At 42.3% G+C, this 17,885-nt stretch carries 14 protein-coding genes and 1 tRNA gene; 11 read left to right on the top strand and 4 right to left on the bottom strand.

Features of this window, described 5'->3' with window-relative positions:
- The first annotated feature begins 145 nt into the window (after positions 1-145).
- The 7 genes from NBH14_RS22615 (at position 146) to NBH14_RS22645 (ending at position 5,969) form a co-directional block, all read left to right on the top strand.
- Complete coding sequence (locus NBH14_RS22615) at positions 146-1,534, top strand: SusC/RagA family TonB-linked outer membrane protein (protein ID WP_250817768.1); 1,389 nt, start codon at positions 146-148, stop codon at positions 1,532-1,534.
- 16 nt (positions 1,535-1,550) lie between these two features.
- Positions 1,551-3,185 carry a RagB/SusD family nutrient uptake outer membrane protein gene (locus tag NBH14_RS22620; protein WP_186961368.1) on the top strand — a complete coding sequence of 545 codons (1,635 nt, stop codon included), beginning with the start codon at positions 1,551-1,553 and terminating at the stop codon, positions 3,183-3,185.
- 12 nt (positions 3,186-3,197) lie between these two features.
- Complete coding sequence (locus NBH14_RS22625) at positions 3,198-4,127, top strand: LamG domain-containing protein (protein ID WP_186961367.1); 930 nt, start codon at positions 3,198-3,200, stop codon at positions 4,125-4,127.
- Between the two features lie 170 nt (positions 4,128-4,297).
- Positions 4,298-4,379 (top strand) — tRNA-Leu (locus NBH14_RS22630).
- Between the two features lie 83 nt (positions 4,380-4,462).
- A complete protein-coding gene (locus NBH14_RS22635; RefSeq protein ID WP_044214784.1) occupies positions 4,463-5,014 on the top strand; it encodes an RNA polymerase sigma factor in 552 nt (183 codons plus the stop codon).
- 46 nt (positions 5,015-5,060) lie between these two features.
- Positions 5,061-5,447, top strand: coding sequence for a hypothetical protein (locus NBH14_RS22640; RefSeq protein WP_128135746.1), 387 nt, complete (start codon positions 5,061-5,063; stop codon positions 5,445-5,447).
- 48 nt (positions 5,448-5,495) lie between these two features.
- Entirely contained in the window at positions 5,496-5,969 is a 474-nt protein-coding gene (locus NBH14_RS22645) for a hypothetical protein (protein ID WP_007654630.1), read from the top strand.
- A 96-nt stretch (positions 5,970-6,065) separates the two neighbouring features.
- Here the strand turns inward: NBH14_RS22645 and mazG are convergent, their stop codons facing one another.
- From mazG to NBH14_RS22665, 4 genes are all read right to left on the bottom strand, one after another.
- Complete coding sequence (gene mazG, locus NBH14_RS22650; RefSeq protein WP_250817769.1) at positions 6,066-6,851, bottom strand: nucleoside triphosphate pyrophosphohydrolase; 786 nt, start codon at positions 6,849-6,851, stop codon at positions 6,066-6,068.
- 114 nt (positions 6,852-6,965) lie between these two features.
- Positions 6,966-9,041, bottom strand: a complete 2,076-nt coding sequence (locus tag NBH14_RS22655) for a protein-disulfide reductase DsbD family protein (RefSeq protein WP_186961365.1) — start codon at positions 9,039-9,041, stop codon at positions 6,966-6,968.
- 25 nt (positions 9,042-9,066) lie between these two features.
- The gene (locus NBH14_RS22660; protein ID WP_186961364.1) at positions 9,067-9,978 is read right to left on the bottom strand and encodes an RluA family pseudouridine synthase; all 912 of its coding nucleotides are present in this window, start codon (positions 9,976-9,978) and stop codon (positions 9,067-9,069) included.
- 500 nt (positions 9,979-10,478) lie between these two features.
- Complete coding sequence (locus NBH14_RS22665; protein ID WP_186961363.1) at positions 10,479-11,381, bottom strand: glycoside hydrolase family 20 zincin-like fold domain-containing protein; 903 nt, start codon at positions 11,379-11,381, stop codon at positions 10,479-10,481.
- A 179-nt stretch (positions 11,382-11,560) separates the two neighbouring features.
- Here NBH14_RS22665 and NBH14_RS22670 point away from each other — a divergent pair, with 179 nt between their 5' ends.
- The 4 genes from NBH14_RS22670 to NBH14_RS22685 all read left to right on the top strand — a co-directional run bounded on the left by NBH14_RS22670 (position 11,561) and on the right by NBH14_RS22685 (position 17,823).
- Positions 11,561-15,496, top strand: coding sequence for a hybrid sensor histidine kinase/response regulator transcription factor (locus NBH14_RS22670; RefSeq protein WP_186961362.1), 3,936 nt, complete (start codon positions 11,561-11,563; stop codon positions 15,494-15,496).
- 84 nt (positions 15,497-15,580) lie between these two features.
- Entirely contained in the window at positions 15,581-16,159 is a 579-nt protein-coding gene (locus NBH14_RS22675; RefSeq protein WP_186961361.1) for an RNA polymerase sigma factor, read from the top strand.
- Positions 16,156-17,004 (top strand): TonB family protein, encoded by an 849-nt coding sequence (locus NBH14_RS22680; RefSeq protein ID WP_186961360.1) that lies wholly within the window; start codon positions 16,156-16,158, stop codon positions 17,002-17,004. Before NBH14_RS22675 ends, NBH14_RS22680 begins: the two co-directional genes overlap by 4 nt.
- Before the next feature lie 276 nt (positions 17,005-17,280).
- A complete protein-coding gene (locus NBH14_RS22685) occupies positions 17,281-17,823 on the top strand; it encodes an RNA polymerase sigma-70 factor (RefSeq protein ID WP_186961359.1) in 543 nt (180 codons plus the stop codon).
- Positions 17,824-17,885 lie beyond the last annotated feature (62 nt).

The following is a 17,885-nucleotide window of genomic DNA, read 5'->3' on the forward strand; positions in this document are numbered from 1 at the left end:
AATTCATCGCTCGGGGAACGCCTTAGCGGCAAGGGGCGCGAGCACGTGTCCCGACGAGCGAAAAAATTGTTGGAATGGATTCTTTTTTAGTGGATTATTTGGAAGTTATTATATATTACAGAACAGGCAAACTGTTAACTCGAGTATGTCGGGTAAAGAACAGGAATCTCCTGCTTATTTGTGGTATAACATGGGACGTCTGGTCGATTCGAAAACATTGTCTTCAAGTTTTACCCGCTCCCAGATGGTATCTTATATAGGACGTGTACAGTACGATTATAATGATCGTTATATGTTGACATTTTCAGTCAGAGGAGATGGGGCTTCCCAGCTTTCAGAAGGGCATAAATGGGCAACTTTCCCGTCAGGAGCCCTCGCCTGGAGAATTTCTGAGGAAGATTTCATTAAGCCGATCGATTGGATCACTAACCTGAAACTGAGAGCAAGTTATGGTTTGACAGGCAATTATGCAATTGCTGCTTATGCGACAGCCGGAACTCTTTATGGTACATATTCTAACTTTAAAACAGAATCCGGTGAAATTAATTATCCGGGTCTGGAACCTGATACCCGTCCGACTCCCGACTTGAAATGGGAAAAGAATAAGATGCTTGATATCGGATTGGATTTCGGTTTTCTGGATGGGCGTATTTATGGATCTGTTGACTGGTATGACTCCAGAAGTTTTGATTTGCTTTATTTGAAAACGCTTCCTTATACGACAGGTTTTAACCGTGCCTGGGATAATGTGGGAGATACCCGTAACCGGGGGTTGGAGGTTTCTTTGTCGGGGATTGCTGTTAAGAAAAAAGATTTAGAATTGGGGGCGACGCTTACTTATTATAGAAATAAGGAAGAATTGGTTCGCCTTCAGGATCCTGAGATGAAAGAGGATATCAATAACGGACTTTTTGTTGGCTATCCGGTAAATGGTGTATTCTACGATTATAAGCAAGTGGGTATTTGGCAACAAGAAGAAGCGGACCTTGCAGCACTTTACGGACAGAAACCGGGTGAAGTGAAAGTGGCTGATTTGGATGGAAATGGGACGATTGATGGGAATGACCGTATGATTCTGGGTACGAACAGACCTGACTGGGTTGGCGGACTTCAGATCAATGGACGATGGAAAGACCTGGATTTCTCGGTGGATTGTTATGGTGAATTCGGAGCTTTGGCGAGAGATACTTATAGTACAGATTTCTGGTCATCAGAAATGGGACGTTGGAATACGGTGAAAGTTGATTACTGGACTCCGGAAAATCCGACTAATTGTAATCCTCGTCCGGTAGCCGGTCAAAGTGTTAAATATCTGAGTGCAGTGGGCTATCATAAAAATAACTATGTTAATATCAGGAATATTACAGTCGGTTATACATTACCGAAAACATTGTTCAATGATAAAAGTGTAGTAAAAAAACTACGTGTTTATGCAACGGCAAATGATCCTGTTCATTATAGCAAGTTCATAAATTCCGGTGGTATTTCCTGGTGGGAAGCATTTTATATTTTGGGCGTAAATCTTCAGTTCTAATAATAAACGAATAAGTATGAAAAGAATATTTATATTGGGTTTGGTAGCCATGTGTATGTCTACAATAGGGTGCTCAGACTTTTTAAAAGAAGAATCGTACGGATCTACAACTGATATTTTTGGTGAGGAGAATGGTATTAAAGCATTGGTGTATCAGTCCTATACAAAGATAAACAATCTGTATGGCGGTGGTGGGCAATGGCCTGCTTTTACAGAACATGGGGCAGACCTGTTCCTTCGGGGAGGGAATTTTACGGATATGGGAGTCTGCGATTATTATGGTTTGGATGCAACAAACGGAAATGTGTCCTGGTTGTGGAATCACTGCTATAAGGCGATGGCAAATATCAATCTTTTCTTTGAAACGATAGACAGTACGCCTTTTGCCGATGAAGCGGAAAAAGATCAGTACAAAGCGGAAATGATGGTTATGCGTTCTATGTTCCTTTGGATAATAACTGAAACATGGGGAGATACATATCTGCCTCGTACGACAGATGTGGATGAAGGGATGACGGCTAGTCGTTCGCCCCGTGCGGATTTTTACAAAGAAATTATTTCGGGATTGGAAGAGGCTGTCAAGTTGTTACCGGATCGGCGGACTTCTGAATATGGACGTATAGATATGCCTTCTGCTAAAGCATTTTTAGCTCGTATGTATCTTTATAATGAACAGCTGGATGAAGCAGCCGATATGGCATCGCAGGTTATTGATGGTTCTTATGGCTTGGAACTTTCATCTTCCCTGAAAGATTTGTGGGATGACAGTAAACGAAATAAAGAGTTTATCTGGACAACAGAGTTTGTGGAAGACGAGTCTTTTAAACAACCAAGTTATTATTGGCAACACTTTGCCATGTTTATCGACCGTTTTGCCGGTGTGAAAACAGAATGCGGTTGGACTGGTTATGGTGGCTGTGGTGCAGTTCCTACATTATATTATATATCATTATTTAATCATGAGGCTGATTTGCGCTGGTCCGACTTGCATCAGTGGGTATGGTTGTATAATGATCCGACCGATGATACTTCGGCATTTCCCAATATGCAGACCTTGTATAAGGATACGGCATTATTTCTGAGTATTGATCCGATCTCAGCTGAGGAAAAAGCACGTATGGCAAAATGTTATACTGCTTTCGATGTAAATGACTTGTATGATGCGAAAGGTATTCCGACCGATCGTAAAACATTTATTGGTATGACAAAATTCGATGATCAGACACGTCCGGGTGATATGTCGACCAATTCAGATAGAAATTATCCTGTATTACGTTTAGCCGAAATGTATTTGATCCGTGCAGAAGCGAAAATCAGAAGTACAACGAAAAAAGATTTGCAGGGTGCTGCCCGGGATATCATGACAATTAGAAACCGCGCTACGAAATCCGGTCATGAAAAGGAGATGGAAGTAACGGAAAAAGATATGACTGTCGATTTCATTCTGGATGAACGTGGAAGGGAACTGGCTGGAGAGTTTCAGCGTTGGTTTGACCTGAAGCGTCTGGGTAAGCTGGTTGATCATATTAAGCTTTACAATCCGGATGCAGCAGGTAATATAAAAGATTTTCATAAGGTTCGTCCGATACCGCAGACTCAATTTGATGGTATGCCCGATTGGACGACGCTAGGTCAGAATGATGGTTATTAAAAATGTATTTATATGAGAACAAAGTATATATCAATGATATTTTTGGCAAGCCTTATGTTGATTTGCTTGTCGTGTAAGGATGAGGATGACTCTTTAGCCCGAAGTGGTTTGATCGAATGTATTCAAAAAGCGGAAACTTCTATCTCTGAGTCGGTGGAAGGAAATGAGGAAGGTTGTATAGCTCCGGGTTCTAAAGACATTTTACAAACCCGTATCGATTGGGCTTATTTTATCCTTCAGAATTCATCATCGGATGAAGCCTATACCAATGCATTGAAGATATTGGATGATGCTATTGCTGCCTTTTATGCTAATACGGTAAAAGCAGGTGTCCCTCTTTTCGGGTTAGGTTCTAAAATGAATTTGGGACCAGTCGGCGATTGGAATGTGACGGAAAGTTTCTCTGTAGAGTGTCGGGTGAAATATAACGAATTTGCCGGTGGTGATCAGAATGTTATTTCTTGTGAGAGTGGTAACTCGGGTTGGATGCTCAGGAGTAGTGGAAATGTTATACAGTTTTATATTAACGATGGTAACTGGACTGGTTGTCAGACTTCTTCTTTAGAGTTGAACCGTTGGTATCATGTGGCTGCAACTTACCAGAAGGGAGGTGGAATAGCTTTGTATCTGGATGGGAAAAAGGTTGGTAGCTCATCTTGTGGTACTTTACAGGTAACTCCGAACGCTGATTTGCAGGCTGGTACGGCTCCATCTTATTCTGATCGTTATATGAGAGGATATATTCAGGATTTAAGTCTATGGAAAGATGTACGTACGGCAGAAGAAGTTGCTGCGGATGTTAATTGTGGTTTTAGTGGGACAGAAGACGGTTTGAATGCTTATTGGCCGTTAAATCTGAATCTTGGAACTTCCATAACTGATAAAACGGGTAATCATACGGTTAATTTAGTTGATGTCGTTTGGGAGAATCCGGAAGAATAAACGAAGATTGTCTGTGTTCCTATCATGGGAACACGGACAATGAATATTGACTATAAAAACTGAAAATTCAAATAATAGGAAAAAAACAGCATGGATATTTTGCAGTATAAAAAAAAACACTACCTTTGCACCGCAATCACGAGAGATTGCTTACCTGAAAGTAATGAAATGCCCAGGTGGCGGAATTGGTAGACGCGCACGTTTCAGGTGCGTGTGTCGCGAGGCGTGCAGGTTCGAGTCCTGTTCTGGGCACTTCCGAAAAGCGGACAACTGTAAAGTTGCCCGCTTTTTTTATATCCGTACTTTTTTGTATATTTGAGCCAAATATGGAGAGGATGCAGCAATATACGGAAGATGAAATCGTAGAACAACTACGGGATCCGGCCCGGCAAAGGGATGCTTTTGCCTGGGTGGTGAATCTTTATGGGGAAAAGTTATATTGGCAGATACGAAAGATGGTACTGAGCCATGATGATGCAAACGATCTTTTGCAGAATACTTTTCTGAAAGCCTGGACGAATATCGATTATTTCCGGGGAGAGGCGAAGTTGTCTACCTGGCTGTATAAGATTGCCATCAATGAATGTATTACTTTCCTGAACCGCCAGCGGAATATGAATAACGTTTCGATCGACGATACCGATGTCTTTTTGCTGGAACGTCTGAAGGGAGATGACTATTTTGACGGTGACGAGGCACAGCTGAAATTGCAGAATGCCATCCTCACTTTACCGGAGAAACAACGTTTGGTGTTTACCATGAAATACTTTGACGAGATGAAGTATGAAGATATGTCGGATATTCTGGGAACCTCTGTCGGTGCCCTCAAAGCCTCTTATCATCATGCAGTCAAAAAAGTCGAGGAGTTTTTAACAAAAGACATTTAAACCTTTTGGGGCGAAGCTCGTCAAAGGTGTATTAAAACGGAAGTGTATGGAAAAAGAACAAAACAATCTGGAACGTTTTAAAGGAAAGAATCCTTTTACTGTGCCCGACGGGTATATGAAGGATCTCACGGCTAATATAATGAGCCAGTTACCTGAGAAACCGAAGGCCGAGGCGAAAAAGGTCTCCATGATGGACCGTGCCCGTCCGTGGTTGTATATGGCTGCTGTATTTGCCGGACTGGGGTTGTTCTTTAAAGCAATAGTCGGTTTCGACGGTGAAAAGAGCCAGTCTGATACATTGTTAGTACAGTCTAAAGATGCATCGGAAGTAAAGACTGCTATCATGGAAGCGGAAAATGAAGAATATCTGGAGTATCTGGAGGCCCAATATACGGATTATCTTTTAGCAGAAGAATTGGGCAATTACGAATAAATTGACGAAAAAAAGAAGTTATTAGCATATTTTTGTAATAATAATTGTATGAGCAAAATATTTTTTATTACATTTGTGGCGATTTCAGTTTTGTTCTCTTCGAAAGTGTTGGCGCAGGGAGAAAAACAACAACATCGACATTTTGATAAGGAGGCCTTTCAGGCAAAGCGAAATGCTTTCATTACAGCTGAAGTAGGCTTGACACCGGAAGAAGCAGCCGCTTTTATACCGTTGTGTAATGAGTTACAACAAAAAATGTTCGAAGTTGGCCGTGAATGCCGTAAGCTGACGAAGGATCTGAAGCATAAAAATCCACCGACTGAATCCGATTATTCGAAAGTGAATGACGAATGTCTCGGAGTGAAGATGAAGGAAGCGGCTTTGGAAAAAGAGTATTACGAGAAATTCAAAAAGATATTATCGCCTGAAAAGCTTTATAAATACCGGCGGGCAGAATATAAGTTTGCACGGAATTTTATGAAAGGACCGGACGATAGGAAAGATGAAAACAAGAAAAAATAAAATATTATCATTATTTGTGTTTTTTGTTTAGATTTAGTTTTGGCGTTTAAGTTAAGGGAGGGGTGGCGACGTGATGTCGGTTCCCCTTTTGTTTTTTTATAAACCTTTCGATTTGGCTTCGTTCCATATTCTATCCATTTCCTCCAAAGGCATTTCTTTCAGTGAACGTCCTTCTTTGATGGTATGCTCTTCCAGATAGTTGAAACGGCGGATGAACTTTTGGTTCGTGCGTTCCAATGCGTTATCCGGGTTGATCTTATATAAGCGAGCGGCATTAATAAGACTGAAGAACAGGTCTCCGAATTCACCTTCCATCTTATCTGCATCCATTTTGTCGATCTCGGCCTTCAGTTCGGTAAACTCTTCATGAACTTTATCCCATACCTGGTCGCGCTGTTCCCAATCGAAACCAACGTTGCGGGCTTTATCCTGGATACGGTGGGCTTTTACGACAGACGGGAGGGAAGCTGGGACGCCTTCCAGTACGGTTTTGTTGCCACCTTTTTCTTTCAGTTTTATCTGTTCCCAACTCTGTTCTACTTTCTGGGCCGTATCGGCAGATGCGTCACCAAATACATGCGGATGGCGGAAGATGAGTTTCTGACAAAGGCTGTCGCATACGTCTTTGATGTCGAAGGCTTCTTTCTCTTCGCCTATTTTTGCATAGAAGACGATATGCAGGAGCAGGTCGCCCAACTCTTTTTTGATATTGTTATTATCTTCTTTCATGATTGCGTCGCACAATTCGTATGTTTCTTCGATTGTGTTGGTACGCAGACTCTCGTTTGTTTGTTTTCTGTCCCAGGGGCATTTCACCCGGAGCTCATCCAGAATGTCGAGCAGTTGCCCGAAGGCTTCCATTTTTTCTTGTTTCGTAGACATTGTAATAATATGCCAATAAGTTAATGTGCCAATATGGCAATGTGAAAATGAAGAAACTCTGTCGGTACAGGAGCATTCTTAATTGGCACATTGGCATATCGGCACATTGATTAATTATTTATTTTGTTCTTTGAACGTTTTCAATCCGTTTTCAAGGAATTGTATGTATTTTGAAACATCTTCGTTGAAGGCATAAGACGGGCCGAGCGGTTTGCCTTCGTCATTCAGCAGAATGTAGAAAGGCTGTGCGTTGGCACCGAACTTGCTGCGCTGGAGGTAACTCCACTTGTCGCCGATTGTTTTCAGTTTGCGTACTTTGCCATGTTCTTCGATTTCGATCGGATGCGGCAGTTTAGTCTTATCGTCTACCATCAGGGTGATTAGTACATAATCGTTTTCGAGTATCTGTTTCACCTTCGGGTCTGTCCATACGGATGCTTCCATCTTGCGGCAGTTTACACAACCGAAGCCGGAAAAGTCGATCATCACCGGTTTATTTAGGAGTTTGGCCTTGGCCATGCCGCTTTCATAATCGTCATAGGCTGCATGGACTTCGTCATCATACAGGCTGAAATCCTGTGTGTACAAAGGAGGAGCGAAGGCGCTGATCGATTTCAGTGGAGCACCCCAAAGCCCCGGAACCATATAAACGGCGAAGCCGAATGAAATGATTGCCATAAACAGACGCGGTACAGATACATATTTCACGTCGCTGTCGTGGCTGAATTTGATTTTGCCCAGCAGATAGAAACCTAACAGAACGAATATCACAATCCATAACACGATAAATACTTCACGATCCAGCAAACGCCAGCCGTAAGCCAGGTCGGCTACGGAAAGGAACTTCAAAGCCAAAGCCAGTTCAAGGAAACCAAGTACTACTTTTACGGAGTTCAGCCAACCACCTGATTTAGGCATACTTTGCAACATATTCGGGAAGATGGCGAACAGACTGAACGGAATAGAGAGTGCCAGTGCAAACCCGAACATTCCGATAGCCGGACCGACTGCCGTCCCCATGGATGCAGCCTGAACCAACAATGTTCCGATAATCGGACCGGTACAGGAGAAAGATACCAGTACCAGGGTGAACGACATAAAGAAGATACTCAATATACCGGTGGTAGAATCCGCTTTGCTATCCAGTTTCGTTGTCCATGAAGCGGGTAGAACCATTTCAAATGCTCCGAAGAACGAAATGGCAAATACAACCAGTAACAGGAAGAATATAATATTGAATATAGCGTTCGTCGACAAATCATTCAGTGCGCTAGCCCCGAAAATACCCGTGATAAGTAATCCCATCACCAGGTAGATTACAATAATGGACAAGCCGTATGTCAATGCATCGCGAATCGCTTTCTTCCGGTCTTTCGTACGTTTCAGGAAGAAACTAACCGTCATCGGGATCATCGGCCACACGCAAGGTGTCAGCAAGGCGATCAACCCGCCGAGGAATCCGGCGAAGAAGATGAATAGCCAGGAGGTATCGGTTGCCGTAACAGTTGTGTCACCAAAGGCTTTCAACTCGTCGATAACCGGTGTCCATAAAGCTGCGTCGTTCGTTAATGCGTTGGTAATCTTTTCCGGACTGACGATTACTTTTTCTTCTTTAGCAGCCGGGTCGGGTGTTGTCAGGGTTTTTCCTTCTTCCACTACGAGATTCGTATCCGGCTGTTCTTTTGTAACATCCTCTTTCTCCACGACAGGCGCTTCGGCAGGCAATGTCAGTTTCGTATTTTTACTGTCGAAAGCAAAACTCTCACGGTCGGGGGGCAAACAGGTTTCGTCGTTGCAGACCATGAATTCTACTTCCCCTTCGATTTTAAACTTCTTCGGGTCGAGTATTTTTACCTTTTGTGTAAAGGTTACGGCACCGGGGAACCAACGGAGGTCCATGGCAAACTGTTCGTCGTAAACGACGGTCGGCTTGATGTTGGATACCGGTTGTCCGATCAGTTCGGCCCCCTGGAGTGTCTCAAAAGTAAACGAGGTTGAAACAGGTCCCCCCTCGGGCAGGTTCATATCGTACAGATGCCAGCCTTTTTCAATGGTGGCGGTGAATACGATTTCTTTTTCGGCAGTTTTGGAGTCCTCCAGTTTTATTTTCCACTTGACAGGCTGATGAATTTGAGCCTGTACGGCCAGTGTTACGAACACCAGCAATAAGATACTAAAGAGTTTCTTCATACTATGTCTATATTTCTGTCTTAGTTTATTTAGCTAATGAAACGAAAGCATCCGGGATACGTGTTTCGAAACGCATTTCTTCCCCTGTCTCCGGATGAATAAAGAAGAGCCGTCGGGCATGAAGCATCAGCCGTCCGGCGGGATCAGTATCTGCGCCGTACTTATAATCGCCGGCGATGGGATGTCCGATAGATTCCATCTGAACACGTATCTGGTTTTTTCGTCCTGTCTCCAGGTCGAGTTCCAGTAAAGAATAATGGCCGTTGCTGTGTAGCACATGGTAACGGGTGATGGCTTCCTTTCCGTCGCCTTCAGCTGTTACATATACCTGCATCTTGGCATTTTCAACCAGGTTCGAGACGATCAGGTCATGGTCTTTCTCCGGGCGGCCTTCTACTACGGCAACGTAAGAACGCTGGGTGATGGCCGAGTTCCAGTTCGACTGCAATGCTTTCTGCACCCGTTGGTTCTTGGCAAACATCATCAGTCCCGAAGTATCCCGATCGAGCCGGTGGAGGACAAAAATCTTGCTCCGGGGATCATTCTTCTTGACGTAATCGCTGAGCAGGTGGTAAGCGGTGCGTTCCCTGACACGGTCGCTGGAGACAGACAGAAGCCCGTTCTTCTTATTGACAACGATCAGGTCGTCATCTTCCCAGACAATATGTAACAAGGGGTTGCTGAATTCCACCTTTCCCCGTTCGTAACTGATCTCGACTTCGTCTCCCGGCACTAAAGGAGCGTTGAACTGGGAGGTAACCTTCCCGTTTATCAAGATTTGTCCGTGGCTGAGTAAAGCCTTGACGGAACTTTTGCTTTGTTCACTTAGCAATGCAAACAGAAAAGGGAGCAATGTATTCTCTTCCTTCACCGTTACTTTGCGTCCGCGAGGGGCTTTTTTGAGATTTGTGTCTTTGTAACCTGAGCGTCTTCCCATTTTATTTAATAAATAATTTACAAAGATACTGGCATTTGCGGAATGTTGCAAGCCGTGTTTGTATATCTTAGTTATTAATATGTAAGGGATACCTTATTTTGTGATTTTTTTCACAGTCAGTAACAATATGCGAGAACGGCCATGCCATATCCTTCTTTGGAAAATTCATATTCTTTAATCAGAAATGATATGGTTCCTTATTAACCATATAGGAAGATATGGGGCACGATTTCCGACTTCGGGAAAAACTTTGAATAATGTAATAAGGGGGGTGGCACTGGCCCCAAAAGATAAAAATTTGACGAAGGAAGGGATGGAACTGTTTTCTCATATGAAACATTTCTTCCGTTGTCGCCACCTCGTTATCCTTATTATCAGTGGAAAGAAGCCAGAACTTTCTTTAATCAGCGAATTCGGATGGCAAAAGAGAAACTTCTATCCTTGCATGCCGAAAATGGAAATAATGAGTAAAGCAAACTCCGACTTCTCACTTTTAGCTGTTATAAAGTATTGTCTCCTATGTATAAAGCCATCATCTCGTATCTTTCATTGAGTTCTTTATCGTCGTCCGTTTCTAGGGTATTTGACCAGCTTTTTTCGGCTATTGATGCTAAATATTGGAATAATTGCTTTTTGTCATTATCGGATTCGTAGATATTGGATTGCCGGATGATTTGCTCTACATAAAAAGGCAGATTAAAAGTAATGCCATCTGATCGTATCATCCCGGTTGAGACCGTGATTTTTTTAGAATGAGCATATAAAGTCATGTTTTCTAATCCTTGCTGTATCTCCGGTGTTATATTATAAAGTTCTTGCATAAAATGAAGTCGGTTTATTTTTAACATGGCCATACAATCGATCAATTGTTTGAGATTATTTTGGGGGATGAGATTGAAAGGTGTGTGTAGTACTATTGTCCGATTGTTGTATCGGGGGCCGTCATGTATAGTCATTCCCGGAACATTCCATTGAATGTTTTTTACCGGTGTTTGACTGTTTATTGCCGGAGGAAGCAGAAAGCGCAAGGTTTGCATTGCGTAAAAAAATCCTTTGTCTCCTGAAGCTTCTACCAGAATACAAAATGGACTTATGTTTAGTTTATAATGCTCTGCAGACAAGCTTATATCTGTACGGAATATGATATTGGCCTGTTTTTCCTGTATCGCTATTTGAGGGCTGAATCCGGCTGCTTGATTAAATATGCTGGTCAATTCTCGGGCAATCATTGCCTGTTTTTCATTTTCGACACTAATAATGGTTGTTGAGTCGAATATAAAGTCCCCCTTATCTAATACACTCTGTTGAGGAAAAGGAATGATTTTCGGTTTTTCGTCCGGTAAGATGCATTTAACGAGTATCATAATCAAAAAAATAGAATATATACCAACTCTGAGTAACATAAAAAAACTTTTAATAGTACACATTTTGTTTAATTTTACCTGTTGCAAATCTATACTTTTGGGGTATTTCCCTATGTTCGATATCGTCCTGGAAAATTCAGGAATCGTTTTTCGCGCTATATAGGGCTTATATTTCGGATGATTTTGTATTTTTGCCGAACAATGGGTGATATATAGTTATGCAAATATTAGGGAAGTATTTACAATTAAATATATTATTATTTTTCGTATTCTTAACAGGTGGGCTTTCTGCAACCCCCCAATATTATTTTAAACAAATTTCTTTACAGGACGGATTATCGCAGTCTTCAGTAAAGTGTGTATTGGTAGATGACAGGGGCGTTTTATGGATTGGTACCCGGTTCGGGTTAAATCGTTTCGACAGGGAAAAGGTGATAGTTTACCAGGAGGAAAAAGACAATCCGTACTCTCTCCCTTATAATGACATTGTTTTTCTGGAAGAAGATGCGGAAAGATATATTTGGGTTGGAACCAGTCGCGGATTAGCTCGCTTTGATCGTGATACCCGGAAATTTGCACGTCAGGAAATAGACGGTGAACCGGTGGTCGTAACTTGTTGTTTTCTCATGCCGGAAGGAGTCTATTTTTTAGGAAAGAAGGGCTTTTTTTGTTATTCCTATGCAGAAAAAAGGATTCTCAAATGTCCGGAAAAGGGTCAGTTACCTGATTTATTACCTAATTATGCTTTTTTGTATAATAAAGAGGATAGGAAGATTATAGTTTCTTCTTTCGGGAGTGGTCTTTGGTGGTATTATCCGGATACCGGAGAGATAGAGCAGGTGTCGTTTGTTCAAGAAAAGAATATTTCTTCCATGTATCTGGATTCGCAAGAAAGGATTTGGGTGGCTGTTTATAATAAAGGAGTATATTGTTATACTCATGACGGAGAGTTATTGGAACATCTGGAGGCACCGGATAGACTGACTCACAATATTGTACAGGATATGCGGGAAAAGGACGGCGAACTCTGGATTGCGACAGATGGTGGAGGTATCAATATTTATAATTACAAGGATAAGTCCGTGAAAGCCATTATGCATCTGCCGGGTGATCATCACTCTCTTCCGGTAAACTCTTTTGCCAGTCTTTACATTGATGATGAAGATAACATATGGGCTGGCAGTATCCGAGGAGGACTGATAGGAATCAAACCTGTTTTTATGACCACCTATCGGGATGCCCCTCCCGGAACTTCTTATGGATTAAGTTTCCAGTCGGTTACTTCCATGTATGAAGATACGGACGGGAAAATCTGGATGGGAACAGATGGTGGCGGCCTTAATTTATTCGATCCGGTAAAGGAAATGTTTCAGGAATATTCTTGTACATCGGGTATGAAAATTGTTTCCATCATGCCTTATAGTGATTCGGAATTGTTGTTGTCTTCGTTTGGTGTCGGACTTTGTCTTTTTAATAAAGCGACTGGAGAATGTCGGGAGTTCCGGTTAAATTGGGGGAATGTGCGAAATGATTTATTTCTGCTAGGAAATGCGGTTCGTTTGTACCGTGTGGATGAAAACCGTTTTTACCTTTTATCAGATAATTATTTTTGTGTGTATGACACAAAAAAGCAACAATTCGAATCTTTGCCAGAGGATATGATACCTCATAATTTTTTAGCACCTTGTTTTGTTTCTGGCGATTCGTGTTATATAAGTTCTTCTAAAGCCTTATATGTGTTGGACTTTCCGCATAAACAGTTACGTCCGCTATTTGTGACAAAGGAAGAATTCGGAACAATTATTTCGGTAAAACAAGATAAAGATAAACGTTTTTGGTTGGGGACTTCTTCCGGATTATATGTATATGACCGCACTACACAAAAGATAGATACTGTTGATACGAAGCGTTTTATAGGGATAACGTCTCTAGCTTTCGACACTCATGATCGTCTTTGGGTGAGTACTCATGAAGGGTTGTATGCGTATGTTTTCCAGGAAAAACGTGTGATCGTTTTCGGAGAATCAGATGGTGTTTTTACACGTGAGTTTTTACCGCAGCCGGCTTTAGAGAGCTCTTCCGGGGATATTTATATTGCAGGTGTGGATGGCGTTGTTAGGGTACGGCCTGATCAGGAATTTCAAAGGGAAGAAGATTTTTCCGTCAGTCTGATCAATCTGGCTTTGGATGGTTCGCCTATTCATCAGGACGGCATATTTGGAGAACAAGTCATTTCCATCCCATGGGATTATGCTTCTCTGGGACTGAGTGTCATCGTTAAAGAGAAGGATTTGATGCGAAAAAAATTATTTCGTTTTGCTATTAAAGGGGATCGTGAAGAACTATTGGAGACTTCCAGCCATGCATTTTCGTTTCCGGCTCTTTCTTCTGGTAATTATGAATTGTGGGTTTCGTATGGGAAGAGGAACGGAGATTGGAGTGTACCATTGAAATTATTAACCGTTCATGTGGTTCCTCCTTTATGGCAGAGAGTATGGTTTGTAGCATTAATGATTGTCATAGTTTTGACAATAACCGGATGGGTTATTCATTTGATAATGGAGAAGAAGGAACGGGAACTGGCCTGGGTGATGAAAGAGCATGAGCGTAAGTTCTATGAGGAGAAAGTTCGCTTCATGGTTAATATCAGTCATGAACTGCGTACGCCACTGACCTTGATTTATGCCCCGCTTAAACGTTTATTGAAATCCGGAAAAGTGACGGATGAAGATGTATCCCGCCAATTGAACGGTATGTTGTTACAGACCAGTCGGATGCGGGAAATAGTAGATATGGTGCTCGATGCCCAAAAATCGGATACGAACGGTGATGTCATGGATATCTGTTTTTACAATCTTAATGATTGGATACGGTCGGTAACGGATGATTTCATACCGGAATTTGAAGCACGTGGAATTTGTCTGGAATTCAAGTTGGATACTTCAGTAGAGAAAGTTCCCTTCGACGCATCCAAATGCCGTGTCGTTTTATCTAATTTATTGATAAATGCGATGAAGTTCAGCGAGTCGAATACCCTATTGGTGATTTGTACGGAACGTATAGGAAAAAATGTACGTATTTCTCTTGCCGACCAGGGGATTGGATTGGAACATGTGGATATGGACCGTCTTTTTTCCCGTTTTTATCAGGGTGACCATGATCGTAAAGGTAGTGGAATCGGATTGGCTTATGCCCGTAAACTAGTGGAGTTGCATGGAGGAAGTATTGGTGCTTGTAATAATAAAGACGGTGGTGCGACTTTCTATTTCGACCTGCCGTTGGAACAGGCCTCTGTCTCCGGTGAATCGAATGGAGTTATCGGTTCCGGTGTGGAGAATGCAGGCGTGACGGAAGAGAGTGTCCGGGTAGCACAAGCCGATATATCATTAGCGAAATATACATTGTTGGTGGCTGAAGATGAAACGGATTTGCGTAACTATCTGTCCGGCGTTTTACAGGCAGAATTTAAAGAAGTTTATGTGGCAGCAGACGGAGAAGAAGCATGGGAACTCCTGGGACAATATCAGCCGGATATTATAGTCAGCGATGTTATGATGCCTAGAGTAGATGGTTTTGAACTGTGTCGACGTATTAAAAACGATGTGAAGGTGAGTCATATACCTGTCGTTTTACTTACGGCTCGAGCAGATCAGGCGAGTTCGCTTGAAGGGTATAAGTCTGGTGCGGATATATACTTGGCAAAGCCGTTTGATGTGGATTCCTTGTTAGTGATTTTGCAGAATATATTGAAACAACGCGATCAGCTTCGTGCACGTTATCGGGAGTCCGGTTGTCTGTTCTCTCCGAAAGAGGATGCCGTAAGCAATGCAGATGAACAGTTCATGCAAAAATTGAATACATTGATTCGTGAGAATCTGACTAATCCGAATTTGAACGTAGCTTTTATTGCTTCTGGGATGGCTATGAGCCGTACGACGCTTTACAGCAAGTTTTGTCATTTGTCGGATATTTCAATCGGCGATTATGTGATCCGGTTCCGGATGGTCGAGGCTGCGCGTTTGCTTTCCTCTTATAAAGATATGAGTATCCAGGATGTTGCAGACCGCGCCGGCTTTTCCAGTGCCCGCTATTTTAGTACGGCTTTTAAACAGAGTTATGGGATGACCCCAACCGAATATCGTCGTAATAATTAAGTTGGGTGTAGATAATCGGAAATCTTACTTTTTTTGCAATGATTTTGATTTAAAGTTTACATTTGTAGAAAAAACAGGGACAAATTGCTATTTTTCAGACGTAACATATCGAGTTATTCCGACAGTGAGTTGGTTCGATTATATAAGGAAACCGGGAAAAACGATTATTTCGGTGAATTGTATAACCGCTATATCCCGTTGATTTACGGTCTGTGTCTGAAATACTTGCAGGAAGAGGAGGAGGCGCAAGATGCTGTGATGCAATTGTTTGAAGACCTGCTGCCTAAACTTTCGCGTTATGAGATACGGGAATTCAGAACCTGGATTTACAGTGTAGCGAAGAATCATTGTTTCCAGTTATTGCGAAAAGAAAATCCTGAGATTGCAACCGATTTTGACCGGCAGTTTGTGGAATCTTACGATTTGTTGCATCTATTAGATAAGGAAGAAACAAGCGACGATGCCCGTACGGCGGCCCTCAAACATTGCATGGAGAAACTGCCCGAACCGCAGCAGCGTTGTATCCTCTTTTTCTTTATGGAAGAAATGTCGTACGCTGATATTATGGAACAGACCGGATATCAGCTGAAAAGTGTAAAAAGTTATATTCAGAATGGCAAACGCAATCTGAAAAGTTGCATAGAAAAGAGAATGGCGCAATGAAAAATCTGATGCAATACATACAAGGTTCACGAAAAGGCAAGGATGCCCATCGCCTGGAAAAGGAGGCGATGAAAGACCCTTTCCTTTCGGATGCGCTCGACGGTTTCCAAGCCGTAGAGGGTAATCACGTGGAAAGTATTGAAGAGATGCGTCGCCGTATTTCCCACCGTACCCGTTCGCACCGCAACAGCATAACGAAATGGAGTATTGCCGCCAGCCTGTTGATTTGTTTAGGTTTCGGTAGCTATTTGTGGCTGAACAGACAATTAGGTATGCCGTCACAGTCACCGCTGGCGGTTGTTATGGAGGAACAGGCGGCTCCGTTGCAACAAGCGCCGTTGGCGGGTATTGCAGCCGATTCTATGCAAGAACAGGAGAGCGCTTCGGGAGTAGGGGAGGCCAAAGCGAAGGTCTCTGAAGACACCCATCAGTCACCGGCTCCTGTTGTTGCAGAAGCCTCTGTAGCCCAGGTAGAAGTTTATTCCGCACCTTGTGAAGATATCGCTGTAGCCGATATAGTTGCGGAAGAGGAAGTTCCCGTAGCAACTAAGGCTTTGGTCCGTTCAATGCCCCGGCATATACCTCAGCCGGTAATTGGTGAAGAAGCTTATCGCGAATATCTGAAAAAGGAACTTATCCATCCGCAGGATTCTCTTTGCAAAGGAGTGAGCGGAACAGTCGTTATTGAATTCCATATCAATGAAAAAGGACGCCCTATCGATTTGAAAGTTAAACGAAGCCTGTGCGAATCGGCCGACAAGGAAGCCCTCCGACTGATTGAAAAAGGACCGGACTGGCAGGTGGATACGGCTAAGGTGTTTTTCCCGGTTGTTTTTGCCCCGTAGCTTCTATCATCTGTATTTCTTTTCCCTGTTATAAATTCCCCATATTTTTTATTACGTGGGGAATTTTCCCCATTGTAAAGGGGAACAATCCCCACCACAAAGGGGAATAATCCCCATTGCAGTGGGAAACAATCAGTAAAGTGACTAGGTTGTGTAGGCAAAGTGTTCCTGAAATTCACATGGGAACGGAAAGAAAAGTGATAAATCTTGCCCGATTGTTTAAAAGTTAGAATAATATGTTACTTTTGCTAAAGTATAGAATTAACAGAATTAGATATGGTTTATCCCCAAAACAATTTTGAAAAGATATATAAACTGTACTATCCCAAGATGGTAGCATTTGCCAAGAATTACGTATCGGCAAATGAGGATGTGGAAAATATAGTGCAGGATGTCTTTTTGGTGCTTTGGGAGAAAAAGGATGAACTTGAATTATCTTGTACACTTACTACCTATTTATTTACTCTGGTCAAAAACAGATGTCTGAATTTCCTACGGCATAAACTTATCGAAGAGGAATATAATACGCAGATGAAAGAAGAATTAGGTTTTAAACTATATGCTTTGGAATCGTTGGAGTATTCATATCAGTCGGAAAAGGAATTGCAGGAGATCATTCAGCGGGCTTTGGACACATTGCCGGAGCGTTGCCGTGAGGTGTTTATAAAAAGCCGCATCGAAGGACTGAAGTATAAGGAAATATCGGAAGAATTAGGGATATCTGTTAATACAGTTGAAAACCATATTGTTACTGCGTTGAAAAAGCTACGTGTAGCACTGAAAGATTATTTGCCTTTGCTCTTGTTCCTGGTTAATTAATGTTTATTTTAAGACGGTTTATAGTGGTCTGTCTCCCGGTAAGGTTTTAACTTTATAAATAG

This window comes from Parabacteroides caecihominis, from assembly GCF_023656785.1.
Classification (GTDB): Bacteria; Bacteroidota; Bacteroidia; order Bacteroidales; family Tannerellaceae; genus Parabacteroides; species Parabacteroides segnis.

Coding starts and splice junctions, on each gene's coding strand:
- NBH14_RS22615 (WP_250817768.1), top strand. CDS start 146: ATGTCGGGTAAAGAACAGGAATCTCCTGCTTATTTGTGGTATAACATG.
- NBH14_RS22620 (WP_186961368.1), top strand. CDS start 1,551: ATGAAAAGAATATTTATATTGGGTTTGGTAGCCATGTGTATGTCTACA.
- NBH14_RS22625 (WP_186961367.1), top strand. CDS start 3,198: ATGAGAACAAAGTATATATCAATGATATTTTTGGCAAGCCTTATGTTG.
- NBH14_RS22635 (WP_044214784.1), top strand. CDS start 4,463: ATGCAGCAATATACGGAAGATGAAATCGTAGAACAACTACGGGATCCG.
- NBH14_RS22640 (WP_128135746.1), top strand. CDS start 5,061: ATGGAAAAAGAACAAAACAATCTGGAACGTTTTAAAGGAAAGAATCCT.
- NBH14_RS22645 (WP_007654630.1), top strand. CDS start 5,496: ATGAGCAAAATATTTTTTATTACATTTGTGGCGATTTCAGTTTTGTTC.
- mazG (WP_250817769.1), bottom strand. CDS start 6,851: ATGTCTACGAAACAAGAAAAAATGGAAGCCTTCGGGCAACTGCTCGAC.
- NBH14_RS22655 (WP_186961365.1), bottom strand. CDS start 9,041: ATGAAGAAACTCTTTAGTATCTTATTGCTGGTGTTCGTAACACTGGCC.
- NBH14_RS22660 (WP_186961364.1), bottom strand. CDS start 9,978: ATGGGAAGACGCTCAGGTTACAAAGACACAAATCTCAAAAAAGCCCCT.
- NBH14_RS22665 (WP_186961363.1), bottom strand. CDS start 11,381: ATGTTACTCAGAGTTGGTATATATTCTATTTTTTTGATTATGATACTC.
- NBH14_RS22670 (WP_186961362.1), top strand. CDS start 11,561: ATGCAAATATTAGGGAAGTATTTACAATTAAATATATTATTATTTTTC.
- NBH14_RS22680 (WP_186961360.1), top strand. CDS start 16,156: ATGAAAAATCTGATGCAATACATACAAGGTTCACGAAAAGGCAAGGAT.
- NBH14_RS22685 (WP_186961359.1), top strand. CDS start 17,281: ATGGTTTATCCCCAAAACAATTTTGAAAAGATATATAAACTGTACTAT.